17 protein-coding genes and 1 riboswitch are annotated in these 18,959 nt (G+C 57.3%); of the genes, 10 read left to right on the top strand and 7 right to left on the bottom strand.

Going from position 1 to position 18,959, the window contains the following annotated elements:
* Positions 1-9 precede the first annotated feature (9 nt).
* Positions 10-1,008 carry a Bug family tripartite tricarboxylate transporter substrate binding protein gene (locus DUD43_RS16695; RefSeq protein ID WP_153231159.1) on the top strand — a complete coding sequence of 333 codons (999 nt, stop codon included), beginning with the start codon at positions 10-12 and terminating at the stop codon, positions 1,006-1,008.
* Positions 1,009-1,297: 289 nt separating this feature from the next.
* Here DUD43_RS16695 and DUD43_RS16700 read toward each other — a convergent pair whose 3' ends face one another.
* The gene (locus DUD43_RS16700; RefSeq protein WP_153231160.1) at positions 1,298-1,768 is read right to left on the bottom strand and encodes a tRNA (cytidine(34)-2'-O)-methyltransferase; all 471 of its coding nucleotides are present in this window, start codon (positions 1,766-1,768) and stop codon (positions 1,298-1,300) included.
* Positions 1,769-1,822: 54 nt separating this feature from the next.
* Positions 1,823-2,572 carry a ComF family protein gene (locus DUD43_RS16705; RefSeq protein ID WP_153231161.1) on the bottom strand — a complete coding sequence of 250 codons (750 nt, stop codon included), beginning with the start codon at positions 2,570-2,572 and terminating at the stop codon, positions 1,823-1,825.
* A gap of 81 nt (positions 2,573-2,653) precedes the next feature.
* Here DUD43_RS16705 and DUD43_RS16710 point away from each other — a divergent pair, with 81 nt between their 5' ends.
* Positions 2,654-3,568, top strand: coding sequence for a methyltransferase domain-containing protein (locus DUD43_RS16710; protein ID WP_228125828.1), 915 nt, complete (start codon positions 2,654-2,656; stop codon positions 3,566-3,568).
* Between the two features lie 7 nt (positions 3,569-3,575).
* On the opposite strand, the gene DUD43_RS16715 is transcribed toward DUD43_RS16710, so the two are convergent.
* Positions 3,576-5,597, bottom strand: a complete 2,022-nt coding sequence (locus tag DUD43_RS16715; RefSeq protein WP_153231163.1) for a TonB-dependent receptor domain-containing protein — start codon at positions 5,595-5,597, stop codon at positions 3,576-3,578.
* Between the two features lie 84 nt (positions 5,598-5,681).
* On the opposite strand from DUD43_RS16715, the gene DUD43_RS16720 reads away from it, so the two are divergent.
* The 3 genes from DUD43_RS16720 (at position 5,682) to DUD43_RS16730 (ending at position 8,466) form a co-directional block, all read left to right on the top strand.
* Positions 5,682-6,362 carry a response regulator transcription factor gene (locus DUD43_RS16720; protein WP_153231164.1) on the top strand — a complete coding sequence of 227 codons (681 nt, stop codon included), beginning with the start codon at positions 5,682-5,684 and terminating at the stop codon, positions 6,360-6,362.
* Positions 6,359-7,699, top strand: a complete 1,341-nt coding sequence (locus DUD43_RS16725; protein WP_153231165.1) for a HAMP domain-containing sensor histidine kinase — start codon at positions 6,359-6,361, stop codon at positions 7,697-7,699. The genes DUD43_RS16720 and DUD43_RS16725 overlap by 4 nt, the downstream gene beginning before the upstream one ends.
* Before the next feature lie 34 nt (positions 7,700-7,733).
* Positions 7,734-7,876: riboswitch (FMN riboswitch) on the top strand.
* 98 nt (positions 7,877-7,974) lie between these two features.
* Positions 7,975-8,466, top strand: coding sequence for a 6,7-dimethyl-8-ribityllumazine synthase (locus DUD43_RS16730; protein WP_153231166.1), 492 nt, complete (start codon positions 7,975-7,977; stop codon positions 8,464-8,466).
* 112 nt (positions 8,467-8,578) lie between these two features.
* Here DUD43_RS16730 and DUD43_RS16735 read toward each other — a convergent pair whose 3' ends face one another.
* Genes DUD43_RS16735 through rsmB form a run of 4 tightly spaced genes read right to left on the bottom strand, consistent with a single transcriptional unit; the run spans position 8,579 to position 13,566 of the window.
* Positions 8,579-9,274 (bottom strand): response regulator, encoded by a 696-nt coding sequence (locus DUD43_RS16735; RefSeq protein ID WP_153231167.1) that lies wholly within the window; start codon positions 9,272-9,274, stop codon positions 8,579-8,581.
* A gap of 21 nt (positions 9,275-9,295) precedes the next feature.
* Positions 9,296-11,629, bottom strand: a complete 2,334-nt coding sequence (locus tag DUD43_RS16740; RefSeq protein WP_194273524.1) for a sensor histidine kinase — start codon at positions 11,627-11,629, stop codon at positions 9,296-9,298.
* Positions 11,629-12,213, bottom strand: coding sequence for a DUF4390 domain-containing protein (locus DUD43_RS16745; protein ID WP_042486797.1), 585 nt, complete (start codon positions 12,211-12,213; stop codon positions 11,629-11,631). The genes DUD43_RS16740 and DUD43_RS16745 overlap by 1 nt, the downstream gene beginning before the upstream one ends.
* A 48-nt stretch (positions 12,214-12,261) precedes the next feature.
* Entirely contained in the window at positions 12,262-13,566 is a 1,305-nt protein-coding gene (rsmB, locus tag DUD43_RS16750) for a 16S rRNA (cytosine(967)-C(5))-methyltransferase RsmB (protein WP_052159317.1), read from the bottom strand.
* Between the two features lie 204 nt (positions 13,567-13,770).
* On the opposite strand from rsmB, the gene rimO reads away from it, so the two are divergent.
* The 5 genes from rimO to DUD43_RS16775 all read left to right on the top strand — a co-directional run bounded on the left by rimO (position 13,771) and on the right by DUD43_RS16775 (position 18,865).
* Positions 13,771-15,090, top strand: coding sequence for a 30S ribosomal protein S12 methylthiotransferase RimO (rimO, locus tag DUD43_RS16755; RefSeq protein ID WP_035270249.1), 1,320 nt, complete (start codon positions 13,771-13,773; stop codon positions 15,088-15,090).
* A 161-nt stretch (positions 15,091-15,251) separates the two neighbouring features.
* The gene (locus tag DUD43_RS16760) at positions 15,252-15,776 is read left to right on the top strand and encodes a gamma carbonic anhydrase family protein (protein WP_060185357.1); all 525 of its coding nucleotides are present in this window, start codon (positions 15,252-15,254) and stop codon (positions 15,774-15,776) included.
* 37 nt (positions 15,777-15,813) lie between these two features.
* On the top strand, positions 15,814-16,821 hold the full coding sequence (gene galE, locus DUD43_RS16765) for a UDP-glucose 4-epimerase GalE (RefSeq protein ID WP_153231169.1): 1,008 nt from the start codon (positions 15,814-15,816) through the stop codon (positions 16,819-16,821).
* 123 nt (positions 16,822-16,944) lie between these two features.
* Complete coding sequence (locus DUD43_RS16770; RefSeq protein ID WP_153231170.1) at positions 16,945-17,700, top strand: aspartate/glutamate racemase family protein; 756 nt, start codon at positions 16,945-16,947, stop codon at positions 17,698-17,700.
* A 277-nt stretch (positions 17,701-17,977) separates the two neighbouring features.
* Positions 17,978-18,865: a LysR substrate-binding domain-containing protein gene (locus tag DUD43_RS16775; RefSeq protein WP_153231171.1), complete on the top strand. Its 888-nt coding sequence runs from the start codon at positions 17,978-17,980 to the stop codon at positions 18,863-18,865.
* The last annotated feature ends 94 nt before the right edge of the window (positions 18,866-18,959 follow it).

Genomic DNA, 18,959 nt, shown 5'->3' on the forward strand with positions numbered 1-18,959 from the left:
ATCAAAACAATGTCATTGCTTGCTCGTTCTCGTGATCTTCTGATCCGCTCCGTCCTGGGGCTGGCCTGCACTGGTTTGCTGGCTCAATCGGCTCTGGCCCAATCCAGCTGGCCCGAGCGTCCCATTCAAATGGTTGTGCCTTTCCCGGCAGGCTCCTCGCCTGACGCCCTGGCCCGCGCCATTTCCGAGCCCCTGTCCCAAGCCTTGGGCCAGACTGTCATTGTTGATAACCGTCCCGGTGCTGGCGGCAATATCGGCACGCGCTTTGTAGCGCACGCCAAACCCGACGGCTACACCTTGCTGCTGACCATCAATGGTCCCATGGTGACCGCCCCCACCCTGTACAAGACCTCGCTGGGCTACGATCCGCTGAAAGACTTGCAGGCCATCTCCATGATTGGCACCAGCCCCAACGTGCTGGTCGTTCCGGCCAACTCGCCCGCCAACACGGTGGAAGAGTTCATTGCCCTGGCGAAGTCTCGTCCCGGCGAATTGAACTACGGCTCGGTTGGCCCCGGCAGCTCGGCTCACCTGGCCATGGCCATGCTGGAACATGCGGTTGATATCAAGCTGGAACAAATCCCCTACTCGGGCTTTCCACAAATCCTGACCGCCATTATTGGTGGTGACATTGACGCCGCCTTCATGGTGCCAGGCATTGCCATGCCGCAAGTTGAAGCAGGCAAGGTGAAAGCCCTGGCCGTGACGTCCTTGCAGCCCAGCGAATTGCTGCCCGGTCTGGACACCATGGCGCAAGCCGGTCTGGAAAACTTCGAGGCAATTTCCTGGGACGCCTTCTTTGTGCCCCACAACACCTCGGATGATGTGGTCAAACGCCTGAACCAGGAAATCACCACTATCCTGCAACGCGACGACATCAAGGCCAAACTCAACGCCTTTTACTTCTCGTCCGAGCCTTCTACTCCTCAAGAGTTGACGGACAAGATCATTGCCGACAAAGCGCGCTGGGATGAAGTGATTGAGCGCCTGAACCTGTCGCTGGAATAAAACGGCAACTGGATTCGATCAAAAACGGCCCTGCAAACTCTTCGTTTGCAGGGCCGTTTTTTTTGAGGATATCAACAGAAAATAAATACGTGTAAATCAACGTTTCCCGCGACAAACTTCAGCCTATTGATCCTGATACGTGGGGCGTGAAGGCACATAAAAAACTTCCAACACTAGATTTTCCGGCCCTCATCACTTAAACAGAATCCATCGTACCCACTGCTACATGATAAATATGATGTAGCACCTCGATCCAAGACTCAAGCTGACTGCTTGCCCTTGCCCAAACTTAAACACCACCTTCATAACCCGCTTGCCGCCAGGCATCAAAAACACAAATTGCCACGGCGTTGGACAGGTTCAAGCTGCGTTGGCCCGTCAACATGGGCAGGCGAATCCGCTGTTCCTTAGGAAACAGTGCAAGTTGCTCGGCAGACAAGCCTGCGGTTTCGCGGCCAAACACAAACACATCACCCGGCTGAAAGCTTTGTTCGGCCAGCAAATGACTGCCACGCGTGGTCAGGGCAAACGCGCGATCAGGCGCCGAACCCGTGGCCTGCAAGGCTTCTTCCAGGCTGTCATGCACCTTCACCTGCGCCCACTCGTGATAATCCAGCCCAGCACGACGCAGCTTGCTGTCTTCCAGTTCAAAGCCCAGGGGCCGCACCAGATGCAGGACACAGCCCGTATTGGCCGCCAGTCGAATGACGTTACCCGTGTTGGGAGGGATCTCGGGCGAAACCAGGACGATATGAAACATGAAAAACCTAAAAAGTGCAGAGAAAGCCGCGAACAAGCGACGAAGTATACAGGGCTAGGAGACCTTCAATTTCCAGGGAGCCCGTGCAGCGACCAAGGCATAAACAGACTGTGCACCCACCAGACGGCAGGCCCGCGCCAGGGCATCCAAGGTGGCTCCGGTGGTCAGCACATCATCAACCAGCAGTACATCCTGCCCTTGCAGCGACTCCAGCACGCTAAAAGCACCCCGCATGGCCTGCCTGCGAGCCTGTCGCCCCAAGGTTTTCTGGGCCTGCTCATGCCGTGGCTGCGCCGTGACGATATGCAAACGCGCTGCCAAGCCCAGTGCATGCGCCACGCGCTTGGCCAGCACGGCTGCCGGATTGAAGCCCCGACGGTGCAAGGCGCGGCCTTGCGAAGGCACGGGTATGACCCGGCAAGCTGCATTCAGCACAGGCCCATGCCTACGCCATTGCTGCACCATCAGCTCTGCCAACACCGCTGCCATTTCCAGCCGACGGGAAATTTTAAACGCATGTATCAACATATCGCCAGGATGTTCATAGTCGAATCCGGCAACCGTCGCTTGCAGGGACAATTGCCCTGCTCCGCAATCCGGACAGGCCAGCAAAGCCAAGGGCGGCAAGGCCAGAGCACAACGCGGACAGCGTAAATCCTGGGCGGGTGTTGCCAGCGCGTGTCGACAAAAGCCGCACAGCGCGCCGCTTTGTGAACGTAATCCACACAGCACACAAGGCCGTGCCAGCAGTGGAATCCCTACAAGACGGTGGGTCGGCTCGCGCCGAAACAGGGGATGCGCCATAATAGATCATTACCTTTCAGAGCCAGGCTGATCCGATCACAGCACATGCCACTGATCCAGGCCAGCAACGTCCGCGCAACTATGTCCCAGTTACCTTCTTTACCAATCAACTCCGCCCACGTCGAGCAGCAATTCAATCGCCGCGCTCCCCTGGATCACGCTCAGTTTCTTTATGGTGAAGTCGCGCAACGGATGTTGTCCCGGCTGGCTTTGGTGCGCTTGCAGCCTACTCATATTCTGGATGCCGGCTGTGGTGCCAGCCATGCGCTGGAACCCTTGCGTTCCCGCTACCCGGACATGAACTACACCGGCCTGGATCGCAGCGCCAAGCTACTGGAAGTGGCCCGCGAGCGCTACCAGTCCAAACCTAGCCTGTGGCAAAAGCTGCGCAATCAGCCTACTCCTGCCGCCAACTGGGTTCAGGCCGATATGGCCAATAGCGGCTTGCCCGCAGAAAGCCAGGAGCTGGTCTGGTCGAATATGGCTTTGCACTGGCACCCGGAACCGCATCGGGTTCTGGCTGAATGGAACCGCCTGCTGAAACCCGAAACGCTGGTCATGTTCTCCTGTTTAGGCCCCGGCTCTTTTGCCGAGCTGCGCAGTGCCATGGAGCAAGCGGATCTGGGCACGAAAACGCTGGAGTTCGTGGACATGCACGACTTTGGCGATCTGCTGCTGGAAAACGGTTTTGCTGATCCCGTGATGGATCAGGAAGTTGTGACGCTGACGTATCGCAGCGCTGAAAAACTGCTGGATGATTTGCGTCTGCTGGGCGGCAATCCGCACCCCCAACGCAAGGCCAGCCTGAGCACCCTGCCCTGGCGTCAACGCCTGCTCAATGCGCTGGAAAAACAGCGCCATATGGATGGCACTTTGCATCTGAGCCTGGAAATTGCGTACGGGCACGCCTGGCGCGCCCGTAGTCGTCGCAGCACCCAGGGCGAGGTCAGCGTACCGATCTCCACGATCAGCCGCCGCCCCAAACCCCAGGAGTAAGCCCCGCTTAGAAGCGGTACTCGGCCTGCAACCAAAAGCGGCGGCCATCTTCCGCGTAGGAATACGCTCCGCTGGTACCCGAATCGCGACGACGGTCGGTCAGGTTATAGACGGCGGCACTCAAGCTCAGGTCTTTTCTGGCACGCCAGCTGGCTCCCAGATCCACCGTGGCAATCGTCCCCATGCTTTCGCTGACGGCACCGCCCTGTCCCCAGGAAATATTGGTTTCCCGGCCACGCACATTCAAGGTCGAGAAAGCTGACACCGCTTCATTCGGGGTCCAGTCCACAGTCAGGCTGCCCATATTGCGTGGGGTCGCCACCAAGGGTTGGCCTTCAGACTGCGGGTAGCCAAAGCCCAGAATCGTGGCGCTGCCATTACGGACCTTGGAGTCCGTGAAGGTATAGCTGCCGCGCACTTTCCACTGATCGTTAAAGCGGTAGGCCAAGCCCAACTCCAGACCCTGCACCCGTGCTTCCGTGATATTGAAGTAGGTGCTGTACATGCTGTTGGTATACGGATCCGGTGGCACAGGACGGCCATCGGGGTAATAGAGCTGACGCGAGCCGGTATTGGCGATCTTGTTCTTGTAGCGGGTGTGGAACAAGGTGGCGTTGGCGCTCAAAGGACCGCCGTCGTCAAAGTACAGGCCCAACTCGACGTTGGTGCTGACTTCAGGTTCCAGATCCGGATTACCCCAGGTATAGGCGCCGCCACGCTGTGGCAAACCGATTTGCGGATTGCTTTGCATAATGGTCGGGGACTTGAAGCCCTTGGCGATACCGCCTTTCAGCGTCCATGCATCTGTTGCGCTCCAGACACCGTACAAACGGGGAGTCCAGTGACGACCATAGAACTCGTTGTCATCCATGCGCACGCCGCCGGTCAGGGCAAAGGATGGATTCAGGCTCCATTCGTCTTCCAGAAACAGGGAGTATTCACGCACGGAAGTATCCACACCTGCGCCATTCGGATTGGCGTAGTAGCCATCGGCCTTCAGCTCGCTCTTGCGCCACTGGAAACCACCTACCAGCATGTGATCGGCCAAAGGCAGGGTGAGCTTGCCATCAATCACGGTATTGCGGATATCAGGGCGGGCGCTTTGAGTTGGACCTTCACGATAGGCTTGTTCACGGTTCAGGCTCAGCTCCGTATCAAAGCTGCCCCAACGGCCCGTGTGTGCCAGCGTATAGCTGTCGCGCACATACTCGTTCTCATTTTCCTTGCCCGTCAATGCCAAGGACTTGCCAGGGGTGGTCCAGAAATGCTGAGTGGTGCGGCCGGCTTCAAACATGAACTCGTGATTGTCATTGGGAGTCGCCCACAAGCGTACTGTGCCGTTTTGACGTTTGGCACGCGCAAAGCCATTCAGAACCTGATCTTCCTGACGTTGCTTGTGATAGCCCCAGAACTGCAAACCCAAACGCCCCGGCACGATGGGGCCGGACAGGTACAGATCAGCAGAACCGCTATTTCCAGCCGAGCCACTGTCCTGCAAGGTATAGCCACCCGTCAGCGAGCCGTGCCATTTATCGGCCACTTTGCGTGTCACGATATTGATCACCCCGCCCAACGCCTCGGAACCGTACAAGGTCGACATGGGGCCACGCACTACTTCGATACGCTCAATAGCTTCCAGCGGGGGAATCCAGTTCATGTCCAGCGCTTCGGACACCCCACCCTTCATGGTGATCTGGCGCATGTCCTGACGACGACCATCAATCAAGACCAGCACGTGTTCGGATTCCATGCCGCGAATCGAGATTGCCCCTTTATCGCCACCTAAAACGCTGACGCCCGGCACCTGGCGCAAGGCATCGGCCAAGGATTCAAAGCGTTTCCCCTCCAGTTCTTCGCGCGGAATCACGGTGATGGATGCCGGAGCGTTCACCACTTCCTGAGCGAATCCCGAGGCGGTCACAGAGATCGCGCTTAACTGCTCAACTTCACTACGTTCCTGCGCCCAGGCGGACATGCACGCCAAGGACAAAGCAGCCAATGGCCAGCAAAGGCCTGTTTTCATTTTCATCACGGCTTCTTCCATTATCTATAATACGAACCAAACTCATTTTCATTTGCTCCTATCATGAGGCCGGTTCCTGACCGTAGTCTGATGAAAAACATTCTGATTATTGAAGACCACCGGCCTTTGCTGAGCCTGTTGGCAAGTCATCTGCAAGGGCAGGGATACGCAATCCGCACCGCTACCACGGGGCGGATTGGTCTTGCCCTGCTGCAAGAGCACAGCTTTGATGCCCTGATTCTGGATCTGGGCTTGCCCGATATGGACGGCATGGAAATCCTGGCGCAGTTGCATCGCCCGGACCGCAGCCAGCGTCTGCCCTGCCTGATCCTGAGCGCACGCGATGCGGTTCACAATCGTATTCAGGGACTGCGTGGCGGTGCAGATGACTATCTGCTCAAGCCCTTTGATCTGGTTGAGTTGGAGGCGCGTCTTAGCGCGATCTTGCGGCGGGCTGCACCCCACCGTTACCAGCAATTGGTGATCGCCAATCTGCGATTCGAGCCGGAGGTGCGACAAGCCTGGGTCAATGACCAGGCCTTGATGCTGCCACGGCGGGAAAGCGTGCTTCTGCAGGAATTGATGCAGGCCAGCCCCCGTTTGCTGATCAAGGATTATTTACTGGAGCAGCTGTATCAAAGCCAGACCGATATCAGCCTGAATGCCATCGAAGCGCTGATCTCCAAACTGCGCCGCAAGCTGCGCGAGCAAAATGCTTTGGTTTGCATCGACACGGTGCGCGGTGTGGGCTACCGATTGCGTGCCCTGTGAGCAAGCGCGCCTTCAGCCTGCGCAGGCGATTGCTGATCAGCCTCTTGCTGATGCTGGCCTTGGGCTTTTGCGCGCTGGCCCTGTCCTTGTTCGATACGCGCGACGAGCTACGTCGCATCAGCCTGTTTTTGCAGGCCGAGGAAATTGCCCGCGACTTCACACCCACGGAATCATTGGATAGCTTGCCGCGTCAGTACGCCGGTGGGGAAATGTCCTATTCACTGTACAGCGCCCAAGGCGAGTTGCTACAGGCCTCATCCAATCTGGAAAGCCCGCGACGCCTGCGCCCAGCCCAGCCCGAGGACGAGCTGGCCTTGTTCAGACTGAAGCATCGCAGCGGTTATGTGGTGTCGGTGTCGGTCACGCTGCCCAGTGGCGAAATCCTGATGGTCGCCAAACGGGACCAGCGCGAACGTGAGCTGATCGGGGCCTTGCTGCAAACCCGCATGTGGCGGTCTTTGCTACTGTGGCTACCAGTCTGTGCGGTGGGTCTGTTGCTGATCGCCTGGCTTATCCATTGGACTCTGCGTCCAGTACGACAAGCCGCAAATCTGGCTGCGACGCTGGGCCCTGCTCAACCTGAGCTGCGCTTGCCTGTCACCGAACTGCCCAAAGAAATTCGCCCCTTGGCACAGGCCGTCAATCAAAGTCTGGACCGTCTGATGCAGGCTTACAAGCATGAGCAGCAGCTGGTTGCAGATGCGGCTCATCAACTGCGTACTCCCCTGGCGGTGATGTCCTTGCGTCTGCAAACGACTGAACACCATAGCGACCAGGACTGGGATTTGCTGCGCGAGGATATTGCCCACTTGCAGCGGCTGGTCAGCCAATGGCTCAGTCTGGCCCGCAAGCAAGAACAGGCTACGGAACTCACAGACCAAACCGCTCTGGCGCCCTTGTGCCGTCGTGTGATGGGAGACTTATGGCCGCTTTTCGAGCAAGCCAATCGGGAGATCCAGTTTCAAGATGATAGTTCGCAAGCTATCGTCCAAGCCTGCGAGGCCGATCTGGCCGAGGCCATTGCCAATGCACTGGACAATGCCCTGACGCATGGCCAAGGTACGGTCAGCTTGCATCTACATAATCCCCAGCCCGATCAATGCGCGATCGACATCAGCGATCAAGGTGCGGCCCTGGATGAGCACACAGCGCATCTGGCCTTTGAGCGCTTTCACAAGCAGGACAGTGCCAGCAAGGGAGCCGGTCTGGGGCTGACGATCGTGCGTCAGATTTTGCTGCACCACGGTGGTCAGGCTCTGTTCCTGCCCGACATGCCCTGCACCCTGAGACTCCTGCTACCACTGACTGCGCCCGCCTCTGACAAAAAAACGGTTTAGCGGTAAACTCGTCCAGTTGGCCTCCCCGGCCAACTTACGTTCTCAGGGCGGGGTGCAAGTCCCCACCGGCGGTAATGGCACTAGCCTAGCCCGCGAGCGCCTGACCTGTGGTCAGGGACAGCAGACCCGGTGTGATTCCGGGGCCGACGGTATAGTCCGGATAAAGAGAGAACGGGATATCCTCATGTACCTGTACAGGAGTCATCCTGCTATGGGCTTGAGCTATCCTGCTTCCTGCATGCCCTGTTTTTGTTGTCATAAAACAGGAAATCAAGATGAACAGTATTACCCCAGCCAATCTTCTGGCTCCCCGTATCGCCTTTATTCAAGCTTGCTGGCACAAGGACATTGTGGATCAGGCCCGCCTGGGTTTTATCGACGAAGTCAAAGCCATGGGCCACGACAGCAGCCTGATCGACTTCTTTGAAGTGGGCGGCGCCTTTGAAATCCCGCTACATGCACAACGCCTGGCCCAATCGGGTCAATATGCCGCTGTTGTGGCGGCTGGTCTGGTCGTGGATGGCGGCATCTATCGCCACGACTTTGTGGCTACCGCAGTGATTCAAGGCTTGATGCAAGTCCAGCTCAGCACCAACGTGCCCGTGTTTTCAGTCGTGCTGACTCCGCACCATTTCCATGATGGCAAAGAGCACCACGATTACTTCCACCGTCACTTTGTGATCAAGGGCCAGGAAGCGGCCCGTACGTGTCTGGATACCGTGAACAAATTGCAGGCACTGCCTGTGGCATCCGTCGCCGCTCTCTAAACGGCAAGGCGGCCTGAAAAGGCCGCCTCGATCCGGAGTCCCTGAGCTGCTTTTACCTGCAGTCTCAGGGCTGGCCAGACGTTGACTGGCCATGCATTTGGTAACTACTGTATCAAGACTGGTTACGCTTGCGCGACGAGTCTATACCCAACTGCTTGAGCTTGCGATACAAGTGGGTGCGTTCCAGACCGGTACGCTCCGACACACGCGTCATGCTGTGATTTTCGCGGCGCAGATGATATTCAAAATAAATGCGCTCGAACTCGTCACGCGCTTCACGCAAAGGCAGATCCAGAGAAATGCTGCCTAGCTGGGATTCATCCTGCTCGACTTCAGGGGCGGCCATGGCAGGTGCCATACCGGGAGCCATGGTGGCTGTTTCAGGGCGGCGATCACCCCCTTGAACCACCGGGCGGGCAGCGGCTGCCAGCGCCTTGGGTGCAACGGTACGCTCCAGACCCGAGGCTACAGTCTTGAGCAGGCGCTGCATGGTGATGGGTTTTTCCAGGAAGTCCACCGCACCAATACGGGTTGCTTCCACCGCGGTATCCACCGTGGCGTGGCCACTCATCATGACCACAGGCATATCCAGCAAGCCTTGGGAGGCCCACTCTTTGAGCAGGCTGACACCGTCAGTGTCTGGCATCCAGATATCCAGCAAGACCAGATCGGGGCGGCCCCGCAAGCGTGCCTCGCGAGCCTGGGCGGCATTCTCTGCCAATTGCACGGTGTGCCCTTCGTCGTAAAGAATTTCCGACAAAAGTTCCCGAATGCCGATTTCGTCATCAACTACCAGAATTCTGGCCATAAAACGTCACCTACGTGATTTTTACGCATTATCGTTTGCTCGCCGCCCAGAGTCCAGACGAATATGCTGGCCAGCAAGCCGGGTAAAGAGGATGGAAATGCGAGCCCCCCCCTCACGACGATTGGAAACATCGATTCTGCCGCCGTGCTCCTCGATGATTTTCTTAACTATAGCAAGTCCCAGACCCGTGCCGGTGGGCTTGGTGGTGACATACGGTTCAAAAACACGCACCAACATCTGGGGATCAAAACCAGGCCCGTTATCTGACACCACAAAACTGACGGCACAAGAGTCGGAACCTTCTACGCCCGCAATCATGGTTTTAACAAATACATGCGCCTGGTCAAGTGATTGATCCTGGGCAGCCGCTTCACGAGCATTGGCCAACAGATTATGGATAACCTGACGCAGCTGCGTGGGGTCCCCTTGCACCATGGGCAAATCAGGGTCCAGCTCCACATCAATCGCCACACTGTAACCATCGTCCCGGACCATGCCTTCTTCCGGGTCCCAACCATATAAAGTCAGCACTTCGGTAATCAGCTCGTTCAGATTCAGAGCTTGCATCTGAGTAGCGGGCTTACGGGCATACTCGCGGAAATCTTCCACCATCTTTTTCAGCGAACTGACCTGATTGACGATGGTATTGGTATAGCGCAGCAACATGGCAGCATGGACTTCATCCAGCTGCGACTCCAGTTTCATGGCCAGACGTTCGGCCGACAACTGAATAGGCGTCAGGGGGTTCTTGATCTCGTGTGCCAGGCGTCGAGCCACTTCGCTCCAGGCCACCAGACGGCTGGCGGAAATTACGTCGGTAATATCGTCAAACACCACCAGATAGCCGGTTGGCTGACCATCTACACGCAGCAAGGTACCACGGGCCAAAACGGTGACGATAGTATCACGCGCTTCATTACCTTCTTGCATTTCCAATTCAAACTGCTGCTGCCAATAAGGGTGATCCGAGCCCATGGCCTGATGCGTGGAAAAGGCTTCCCGTATCACCGAGGCAAAGGTCATGGCCCCTTCCAGCGTTTCCAGCGGGCGACCTTTAATCGAGCGCAAATCCACCTGCAAGATACGCTGCGCCCCCTGGTTGAACATGGTGACGCGGAACATCTCATCAAAAGCCAGCACACCACTGGACAAGTTGCTGAGCACCGACTCCAGGTACATATTGGAGCGTTCCAGCTGCAGACGATTTTTCTCGACCATGCGGCGCGCTTCATCCAGCTGTCGGGTCATGGCATTGAAAGAGCGCGTCAACTGGCCAACTTCATCCTTGGCGGGCGGCTCAGGCAAAGCCCGGTAATCCCCTACCCCTACCGCTTGCGTCCCGGCAGCCAAGGTCAGCAAAGGACGCGTCAGGCGACGAGACAAAGCCAGGGCAGCGGCCACAGCCGTAAACACCGCCAGAATCAAGGCCAGCGTCAGCGTAATACCGTAAAGCTTGCGCAAGCCCTGACGAGACAAGGCCAGTTCCTGATAGTCCCGAAAACCTTGCTGCACCTGGTTGGCATTGCGTGCAATCTTGTCCGGCACAGGCTGAATAACCTGCAACCAGCGCGAGTCTGCCGTACCACTCAAGGTTGCTGCAAAGCGATTGGGATCGGCCAATGGTAGAACCGTACGCAGACGCAAACCTGTGGACTCTGCGGGAACCCCGCCTTCGTCCAGGCCGTTGTCGTGAACAGGCGCATCATCATCCACTTCGGCAGCCGAATAGCGGCCTGCAATACGCAGCTGATTCATCACGCTGGAGGGCGGCATATCAGGCAGCAACGTGTCGTAGCGGCCCGAGGAAAAGGCAATCAGACGACCATTGCCCGAAAACACCATTGCCTCCGTCACCCCGCTGTTTTCACGCAAGGAGATCAGCAAGCTGCTGTACTGCGCGCTGTCCGCCTTGTTCAGTGCCGACACCATTTCATTGGCACGACCTTCCAATTCATTCAACTGCGAATCCAGGGCGGCGCGGCCCAGGCTCAAGCCCGACTCCAGAGCCGTATCCACCCGCACGTTGAACCAGGACTCGATCGAGCGCGACATGAACTGCACCGAGAGCAGATAAATCAGCGCCCCCGGAATAATGCCGATCAGGGTGAAGTAAAAGGCAAAGCGCGCCGTCATGCGGGCACCAAACTGACGCCGGCGTATTTGTCTGAACAGACGAATCGTCAGCAACAGCACCCAGGAAATCAGCGTAGCGGCCAATACGCCATTGAGCACCAGCAGCAAGTCATACTGCTGCGCGTAGCGCGAGGCGTTGCCCGTAGACCAGACAAGAAGAGAAAACAGCGCCAACGCGCTGACACCCGCTCCGAACAGAGCGGTGCGCAAGATCCAACGTATCAAGGTTGGGGCTCGTCGACGGAGACGGAAAAGGAAAAGGTTTTCCATGGAGTAGCCAGTGTCCAGGCAGAACTATTGATGGCGTCCACTTGAAACGGACGGGCCAGCAAAGAGGTATCCAGGCGCAGACGCACACGACCCTGGTATTCCTGGTCGCGGTCCAGATCAGCCACATACGCCACGGCCCAGCCGCGGATATGCCGCAGCATGGCCAATGCGTCATTCATGGAGGATTCGGGTAAAGACAGGTCACCCGTGCCCACGCGCCACTGACGGGTCAGGGCGTTGTACACAACCCGCCAGGTTTGTTGTTCTTTAACAACGTTTTTATCAAACCAATACCAGCGGGGCTGCGCCAACTCCACTTCAACCGTGAAATACAGCGGTACCCCTTTCTCGGCAGCAGTGCGCAATTCCGGACTTAACTCGAACTCGACATCCGCGTCGATATACAGTTTTTCGTCCCGAATATGGGGCTCGACCTTGACGACCCGCTCTCCCGACGTAGCGACCGGCACAATGGTATTGGCCGAGCTTAGCGCGCAGTTGAAAATCAGCAGAAAAGACAGAAAAACGCGCCACATCGTGATTAACCGCAAAAAGGACAAAGTCAGAGCCCTAATTGTGACAAGTCAAACCGGGCGCGTAAATAAGGCGTAGAAAAAACCGTCGCCATCTGCCAGCGATCGTCCCGCAACGCCGGGCAAAATCTGGCCAGGAGAGTCCAAAAGCTGCGCCTCGGGGTGACGGGCCAAAAACGCCTCAACCTGTTGTTCCCCTTCAGCCGGGAAAATCGAGCAGGTCGAATACAGGAAATGCCCGCCGGGCCGCAATGTGGACCACAAGGCATCCAGTATAGAGCTTTGCAAACGCGCGGTATCGGCAATGTCCGACTCACGGCGCAACCAGCGAATATCGGGGTGACGACGCACAATGCCCGAGGCGGTACAAGGCACATCCGCCAGGATGGCATCAAAGGGCTGACCATCCCACCATTGGGCAGTACGCGCCGCATCACCTCGTTTTAATTGAACCTTGTCGCTGGCCAAACCCAGACGACGCAGGTTGTGGCCCACACGCTCCAGACGCTCGCCGTCCGAGTCCAGGGCCAGCAAGGAAACATCCGCCTGTTCCAGCAAATGCGCCGTCTTGCCACCGGGAGCCGCGCACGCATCCAGCACGCGCATACCATCCTTGACCGGCAAGAGCAGACCAGCCTGCTGAGCCGACCAGTCCTGCACCGACCACCAGCCCAGATCAAAACCAGGAATCGCCTGAACCGGCATGGCCTTGTCCAGGGTGACGGCACCCGTGCCAGGGCTGCTGGAAGCAATACCGGCTTCCGTCAGTACAGCCTGCAAGCGCTCCACCGAGCAACGACGCTGATTCACGCGCAAGGTCAAAGGACCGGGGCGATTGGCGGCCTGCAACAGCGCTTCCCAATCACGCGGGTAAGCACGACGCAATTCCTTGACCCACCAGCCAGGGTGGTTCCAGCGTGCTTCGGGGCGGCTCTCTACCTGAGACAGGATCATCTTGCGCTCGCGCGTAAAGCGACGCAGCACCCCGTTCACCAACCCCTTAGATAGACGCAGCGCAGCCTGACTATCAGCCGCACGCACGGCCTGATCCACTACCGTATGCACGGCATAGACCGGCACATCCGGACGATCCTCAAAAGCCTTGGCATCCTCTTGCACACGCATGGCCGTATCCAGCAAGGCCAACGACACCATCAGCAAGGCATCCAGCCAGGTATTGCTGGGCTGGCGTGGCACCAGCGTGATACGAATCTGACGGGCATGGCCCAGACGGCGCAGCACATGGAAACTGACAGACTGCACCGCAGCACGGGCAGGAGCTGGCGTGGCAGCCAGGCTTTCAGTCAGGGACTTGCCTGCCAGCACGCCTTCAATATTGCGCGCGCTCAGCAGCATGACTTCGGACAGGGGCAAAGAGGGGGAAAGATGGGTGTCGGACACAGAACAACCGCTAGAAAAGAAAAATATGACTGCGACTGTAGCACTATTTGCCGCATAAACCGGGCTCAAACGCACAAGATCCGCACGCATCCGGGCATGGGACGGTAAAATCAAGCCTATTTCCCAATTTCGAGCCCTCAAGCTCCAGAAGGACCCTCTATGAGCGCCCCCAAAGTCGGATTCGTGAGCCTGGGTTGTCCCAAGGCCCTGGTCGATTCCGAACGAATTCTTACCCAGCTGCGTACCGACGGCTATCAGATCACCCCCAGCTACGACAATGCGGATGTGGTGGTGGTCAATACCTGTGGCTTTATCGACAGCGCCAAGGCCGAATCGCTGGAAGCGATCGGCGAGGCACTGGCTGAGAACGGCCGCGTCATTGTCACCGGCTGTATGGGTGTGGACGAAGGCCTGATTCGCGACGTGCACCCCTCGGTGCTGTCCGTCAGTGGCCCCCAACAATACGAGCAGGTACTGCGCGCCGTGCGTGAAGCCGCACCGCCATCGCTGGATCACAATCCCTATATTGATCTGGTGCCCCCACAAGGCATCAAGCTGACCCCGCGTCACTACGCTTACTTGAAAATTTCCGAAGGCTGTAACCACAGCTGCAGCTTCTGTATTATCCCGTCCATGCGCGGCAAGCTCGTCAGCCGTCCTGTCGGTGATGTACTGGGCGAGGCCGAGCGTCTGGTCAAGGCCGGCGTCAAAGAGCTGTTGGTGATCTCGCAGGACACCAGCGCCTACGGCGTGGATATCCGCCAGCGTACCGGCTTCTGGAATGGCCGCCCCGTCAAGAGCAGCATGCTGGACTTGAGCGCTGCCCTGTCCGAACTGGGTGCCTGGGTGCGTCTGCATTACGTCTACCCCTACCCGCACGTGGACAACATCATTCCCCTGATGGCCGAAGGCAAAGTACTGCCGTACCTGGATATTCCCTTCCAGCACGCCAGCCCTTCCGTGCTGCGCGCCATGAAGCGCCCTGCTTTTGAAGATCGCACCCTGTCGCGCATCAAGCAATGGCGTCAGGACTGCCCGGATCTGACCATCCGCTCCACCTTCATCGTCGGCTTCCCCGGCGAGACTGAAGAAGACTTCCAATACCTGCTGGACTGGATGACCGAAGCCCAACTGGATCGCGTCGGCTGTTTCCAGTACTCACCCGTGGAAGGCGCCCCCGCCAACAAGCTCGATGGCATCGTCCCTGACGAAGTCAAACAAGAGCGTTGGGAACGCTTCATGGAACATCAACAAGCCATCTCCAGCGCTCGCCTGGCCGCCAAAGTGGGCCGCGAAATGGACGTGCTGATTGATGAGATCGACGAAGACGGCGATGCCGTTGGCCGCTCCAGCGCCGACGCACCCGAAATTGACGGCAACGTCTTCATCACCAGCGAACAAAAGCTGGAACCCGGCCAGATGGTGCGTGTGCGTATTACGGATTCAAGTGAGTACGATTTGTTTGGTGAACAGATCTAAGCACTGGCTAGTCCTGATAGCCTGATCAAGCCAGTGAGGTCACAATGACCACACTGGCTTTTGTACACAAGCCCCTCATTCACTTCCCTGCTCACCTGCCCTGCTGCCTACCCCTTCTCATTCAGGCATAGGCAGCCCGGCACATTACCCAAGGATCTTTCATGCCTGTCTACCAATTAGATCAACACGCCCCACAAATCGACGACAGCAGCTTTGTTGCCGCAGAGGCCACCCTGATTGGCAAGGTCGTCTTGAAAGAACACAGTAGTGTCTGGCCTGGTGCCGTCATCCGTGGCGATAACGAAACCATTACCGTGGGCGTAGGCTCGAACGTACAAGAAGGTGCCGTACTGCACACCGACCCCGGCTATCCCCTGGATATTGGCGACCACGTCACCATCGGCCACCAGGCCATGCTGCACGGCTGTACCATCGGTGAAGGCGCGTTGATCGGCATCCAGGCCGTCGTGCTGAACGGTGCCGTCATTGGTCGCGATAGCCTGGTCGGTGCTGGTGCACTGGTCACTGAAGGCAAAGTTTTCCCGGAACGCAGCCTGATCATCGGATCACCCGCCAAAGCTGTGCGTACCCTGAGCGATGAAGACATTGCCAAGCTGCGCCAGAACGCCAGTGTTTACGCCGAACGCGGCGGTCACTACAAAACTGCCTTGAAACGTATCGACTAACTCTTTCTTTTCAACTTGCTTTTAATTGGAAAGACCTATGGCCAACACCATTCTTGTCACTGGCGGTACCGGCTTTATCGGCTCTCATACCTGCGTAGAGTTGATTGCCCACGGTTATCAGGTTCTGATTCTGGACAACTTGAGCAATAGTCAAAAAAGTGTCCTGGATGCTATTGAGAAAATCAGCGGTACCCAAGTTGCTTTCATTGAAGGCGATATCCGGGATCGAGCCTTGCTCGACACGATTTTTCAGCAGCACTCGATTACAGCGGTTATCCATTTTGCCGGTTTGAAAGCGGTTGGCGAATCAGTAGCCCAACCGCTCAAGTACTACGACAACAACATCACCGGCACGCTGACCCTGTTGCAAGCCATGCAACAGGCCAATGTGCGCAGCCTGGTGTTTTCCTCCTCCGCGACCGTCTACGGTGACCCTCAACAGTTACCCATTCCAGAGACTCACCCGCTGTCCACAACCAATACCTACGGCCATACCAAACTGGTGCTTGAACAGGCTTTGGGCAACCTTTATCAAAGCGAGGCTGGCTGGCGGATTGCCTTGCTGCGCTACTTCAATCCCGTCGGCGCCCATGAATCTGGCCTGATTGGCGAAACACCCCAAGGTGTTCCCAATAACCTGATGCCTTATGTCGCCCAGGTTGCAGCGGGTCAGCGCGAGCATGTACAGGTCTTTGGTAATGACTACGACACACCGGATGGTACGGGCGTACGCGACTACATCCATATCTGCGATCTGGCCAAAGGCCACGTTGCCGCACTGGACTACCTGAGCACCAAAGATAGCGAACTGCTGACGGTCAATCTGGGAACCGGCCAGGGCTATTCCGTGCTGGACATGATCGCCGCCTTCACCCGCAGCTCCGGGCGCCCTATTCCCTACAAACTGGTCCCTCGTCGCCCCGGCGATATCGCCTCTTGCTGGGCCGATACCCAAAAAGCCCGCGAAACACTGGGTTGGGAAGCCAAAAAAGGCATCCAGGAAATGTGTGACGACGCCTGGCGCTGGCAATCCGGACTGTCCTGATCCCTGCTCACTCTGCCATCGCCGTTGGCGATGGCACGTTGACAGATGATTGATTTGCAAGGAAGAAAACGGGTCCTAGAATGAAGGCGTCAATCTAAAAACCACCTTCAGAGACAGATTCTTATGAAAACCTACCGCATCGGCCAGATCGTTCCCAGCTCCAACACCACCATGGAAACCGAGATTCCTGCCATGTTGCAGGCTCGTTACGCCGAGTTTCCTGAAGAGCGCTTCACCTTCCACTCCTCGCGCATGCGCATGATGCACGTGAACCCCGAAGAGCTGAAAGCCATGGACATCGCCAGCGACCGCTGCGCGGTTGAACTGAGCGACGCCCGCATGAGCGTGATGGCCTACGCTTGCCTGGTTGCCATCATGGCCCAAGGCGACGGCTACCACCGTGTCTCGCAAGCCCGTCTGCAAAACACCGTTAAAGAAAACGGCGTGGAAATTCCTGTGCTGAGCTCGGCCGGTGCCCTGGTCGATACGCTGAAAGAATTCGGCTACAAGAAAGTCTCCATCATCACCCCTTACATGAAGCCGCTGACCAAGCGCGTGGCTGACTACATCGAAGCTGAAGGCATCGAAGTTCAAGACTCCATCAGCCTGGAAGTGTCGGACAACCTGGAAGTGGGCCTGCTGAACCCGGAAAACCTGCTGGAGCACGTCAAGCGCCTGAACCACGACGGCGTGGACGCAGTCATCCTGTCCGCTTGCGTACAGATGCCTTCCCTGCCCGCCATCCAGCGCGCTCAAGACCAGATCGGCAAGCCCGTTCTGTCCGCTGCTGTTTGCACCGTGTACCAAATGCTCAAGACCCTGGGTCTGGAAACCCGCGTTCCTAACGCTGGCCACATCCTGTCTGGTGCCAAGCCATAAGCCTGATCAAACAGGCCTAGCTGTACAAAGCCCTGCCGACATGCCGTCGGCAGGGCTTTTTTTATGTTTAGACCTCATCAAAGCCTGCCGTAAAAACCGCAGTTGTACCGACTCATAAACAAATGCCAAGCCAAGAACAGTCATTCATCCTCGATACAGGCTGATGCCACCCTCTGCTACTACATCCATATGGGCATATGGCGTAAGACGATGATTCTCTACGCTGCCACAGTCACCCCATGTGCAGATCAGCAAAAAAAAGCGATATGATGCCTGCATGAAACTGGACCTGCTGACCCTCAAACTGTTTGTCCGCATACTGGAAGAAGGCACGATCAGCCAAGCGGCGGAGCGTGAGCATATTGCTGCGGCCGCGGTCAGCCGCCGGATTGCAGATCTGGAACAGTCTCTGAACACCACCTTGCTGCTGCGTACGAACAAAGGTGTCAGTCCGACGGCAGCGGGCCTGGAGCTGCTGTACCGGTCGCGTGCATTGCTCAATAGTGCGCAAGAGATCGAGACGCGCCTGCAGGCGTTCTCGCAAGGCCAGCAAGGCCTGGTGCATATTCTGGCCAATACATCGGCTATTTCCCAGTTTCTGGCCGAACCTCTGGGCGAGTTTGGACGTCTGCACCCAGCGATCCCCCTGCAACTGGAAGAACAGACCAGCCTGGACATTATTCGGGCCCTTGCTGAGGGTAAAGCGGACCTGGGTGTGTTTACCCGTCTGCCCTACGCGGCCGACATCGAGGCCTATCCTTTTCGCAGTGACAAGCTGGTAGTGCTGGTGCCTACCAAGCACCCCCTGGCTCAGCATGAAAAAATCCGCTTCGAGCAAACGCTGGAGCATGAACAGATCACGCTACTGACCGGCACGCAACTGCATTACCAGATCACCAAAATCGCCATGGAAGCCAACCGCTCCGTGCGCATTCGCACCGAGGTGTCGGGCTACGACGCCATGTGTTTGTTGATTAATGCCGGCATGGGTATTGGCATCTTGCCGCGCAAGAGCGCCAGCATTTATCAGATCCCGAATACGCGCGTGATTGAGCTGGACGAAGAATGGAGCCAGCGAGAAATTCTGATCGGTGTGCGCCGCCGCAGTGACCTGCAACCGAGTGCAGAAAGCTTGCTGAGCTTTCTGCTCGATAGCGGCACTTAAAAAAAGTGGACCTTGGCAATGCCACAGCCAAGGTCATATCGCCTGATCAACGGGCCCGGCCTTTGCAAGACAGCAGGAACATGGCCGCTAGCCC

The organism is Alcaligenes faecalis (assembly GCF_009497775.1).
In the GTDB taxonomy this organism is placed as follows: Bacteria; Pseudomonadota; Gammaproteobacteria; order Burkholderiales; family Burkholderiaceae_B; genus Alcaligenes; species Alcaligenes faecalis_D.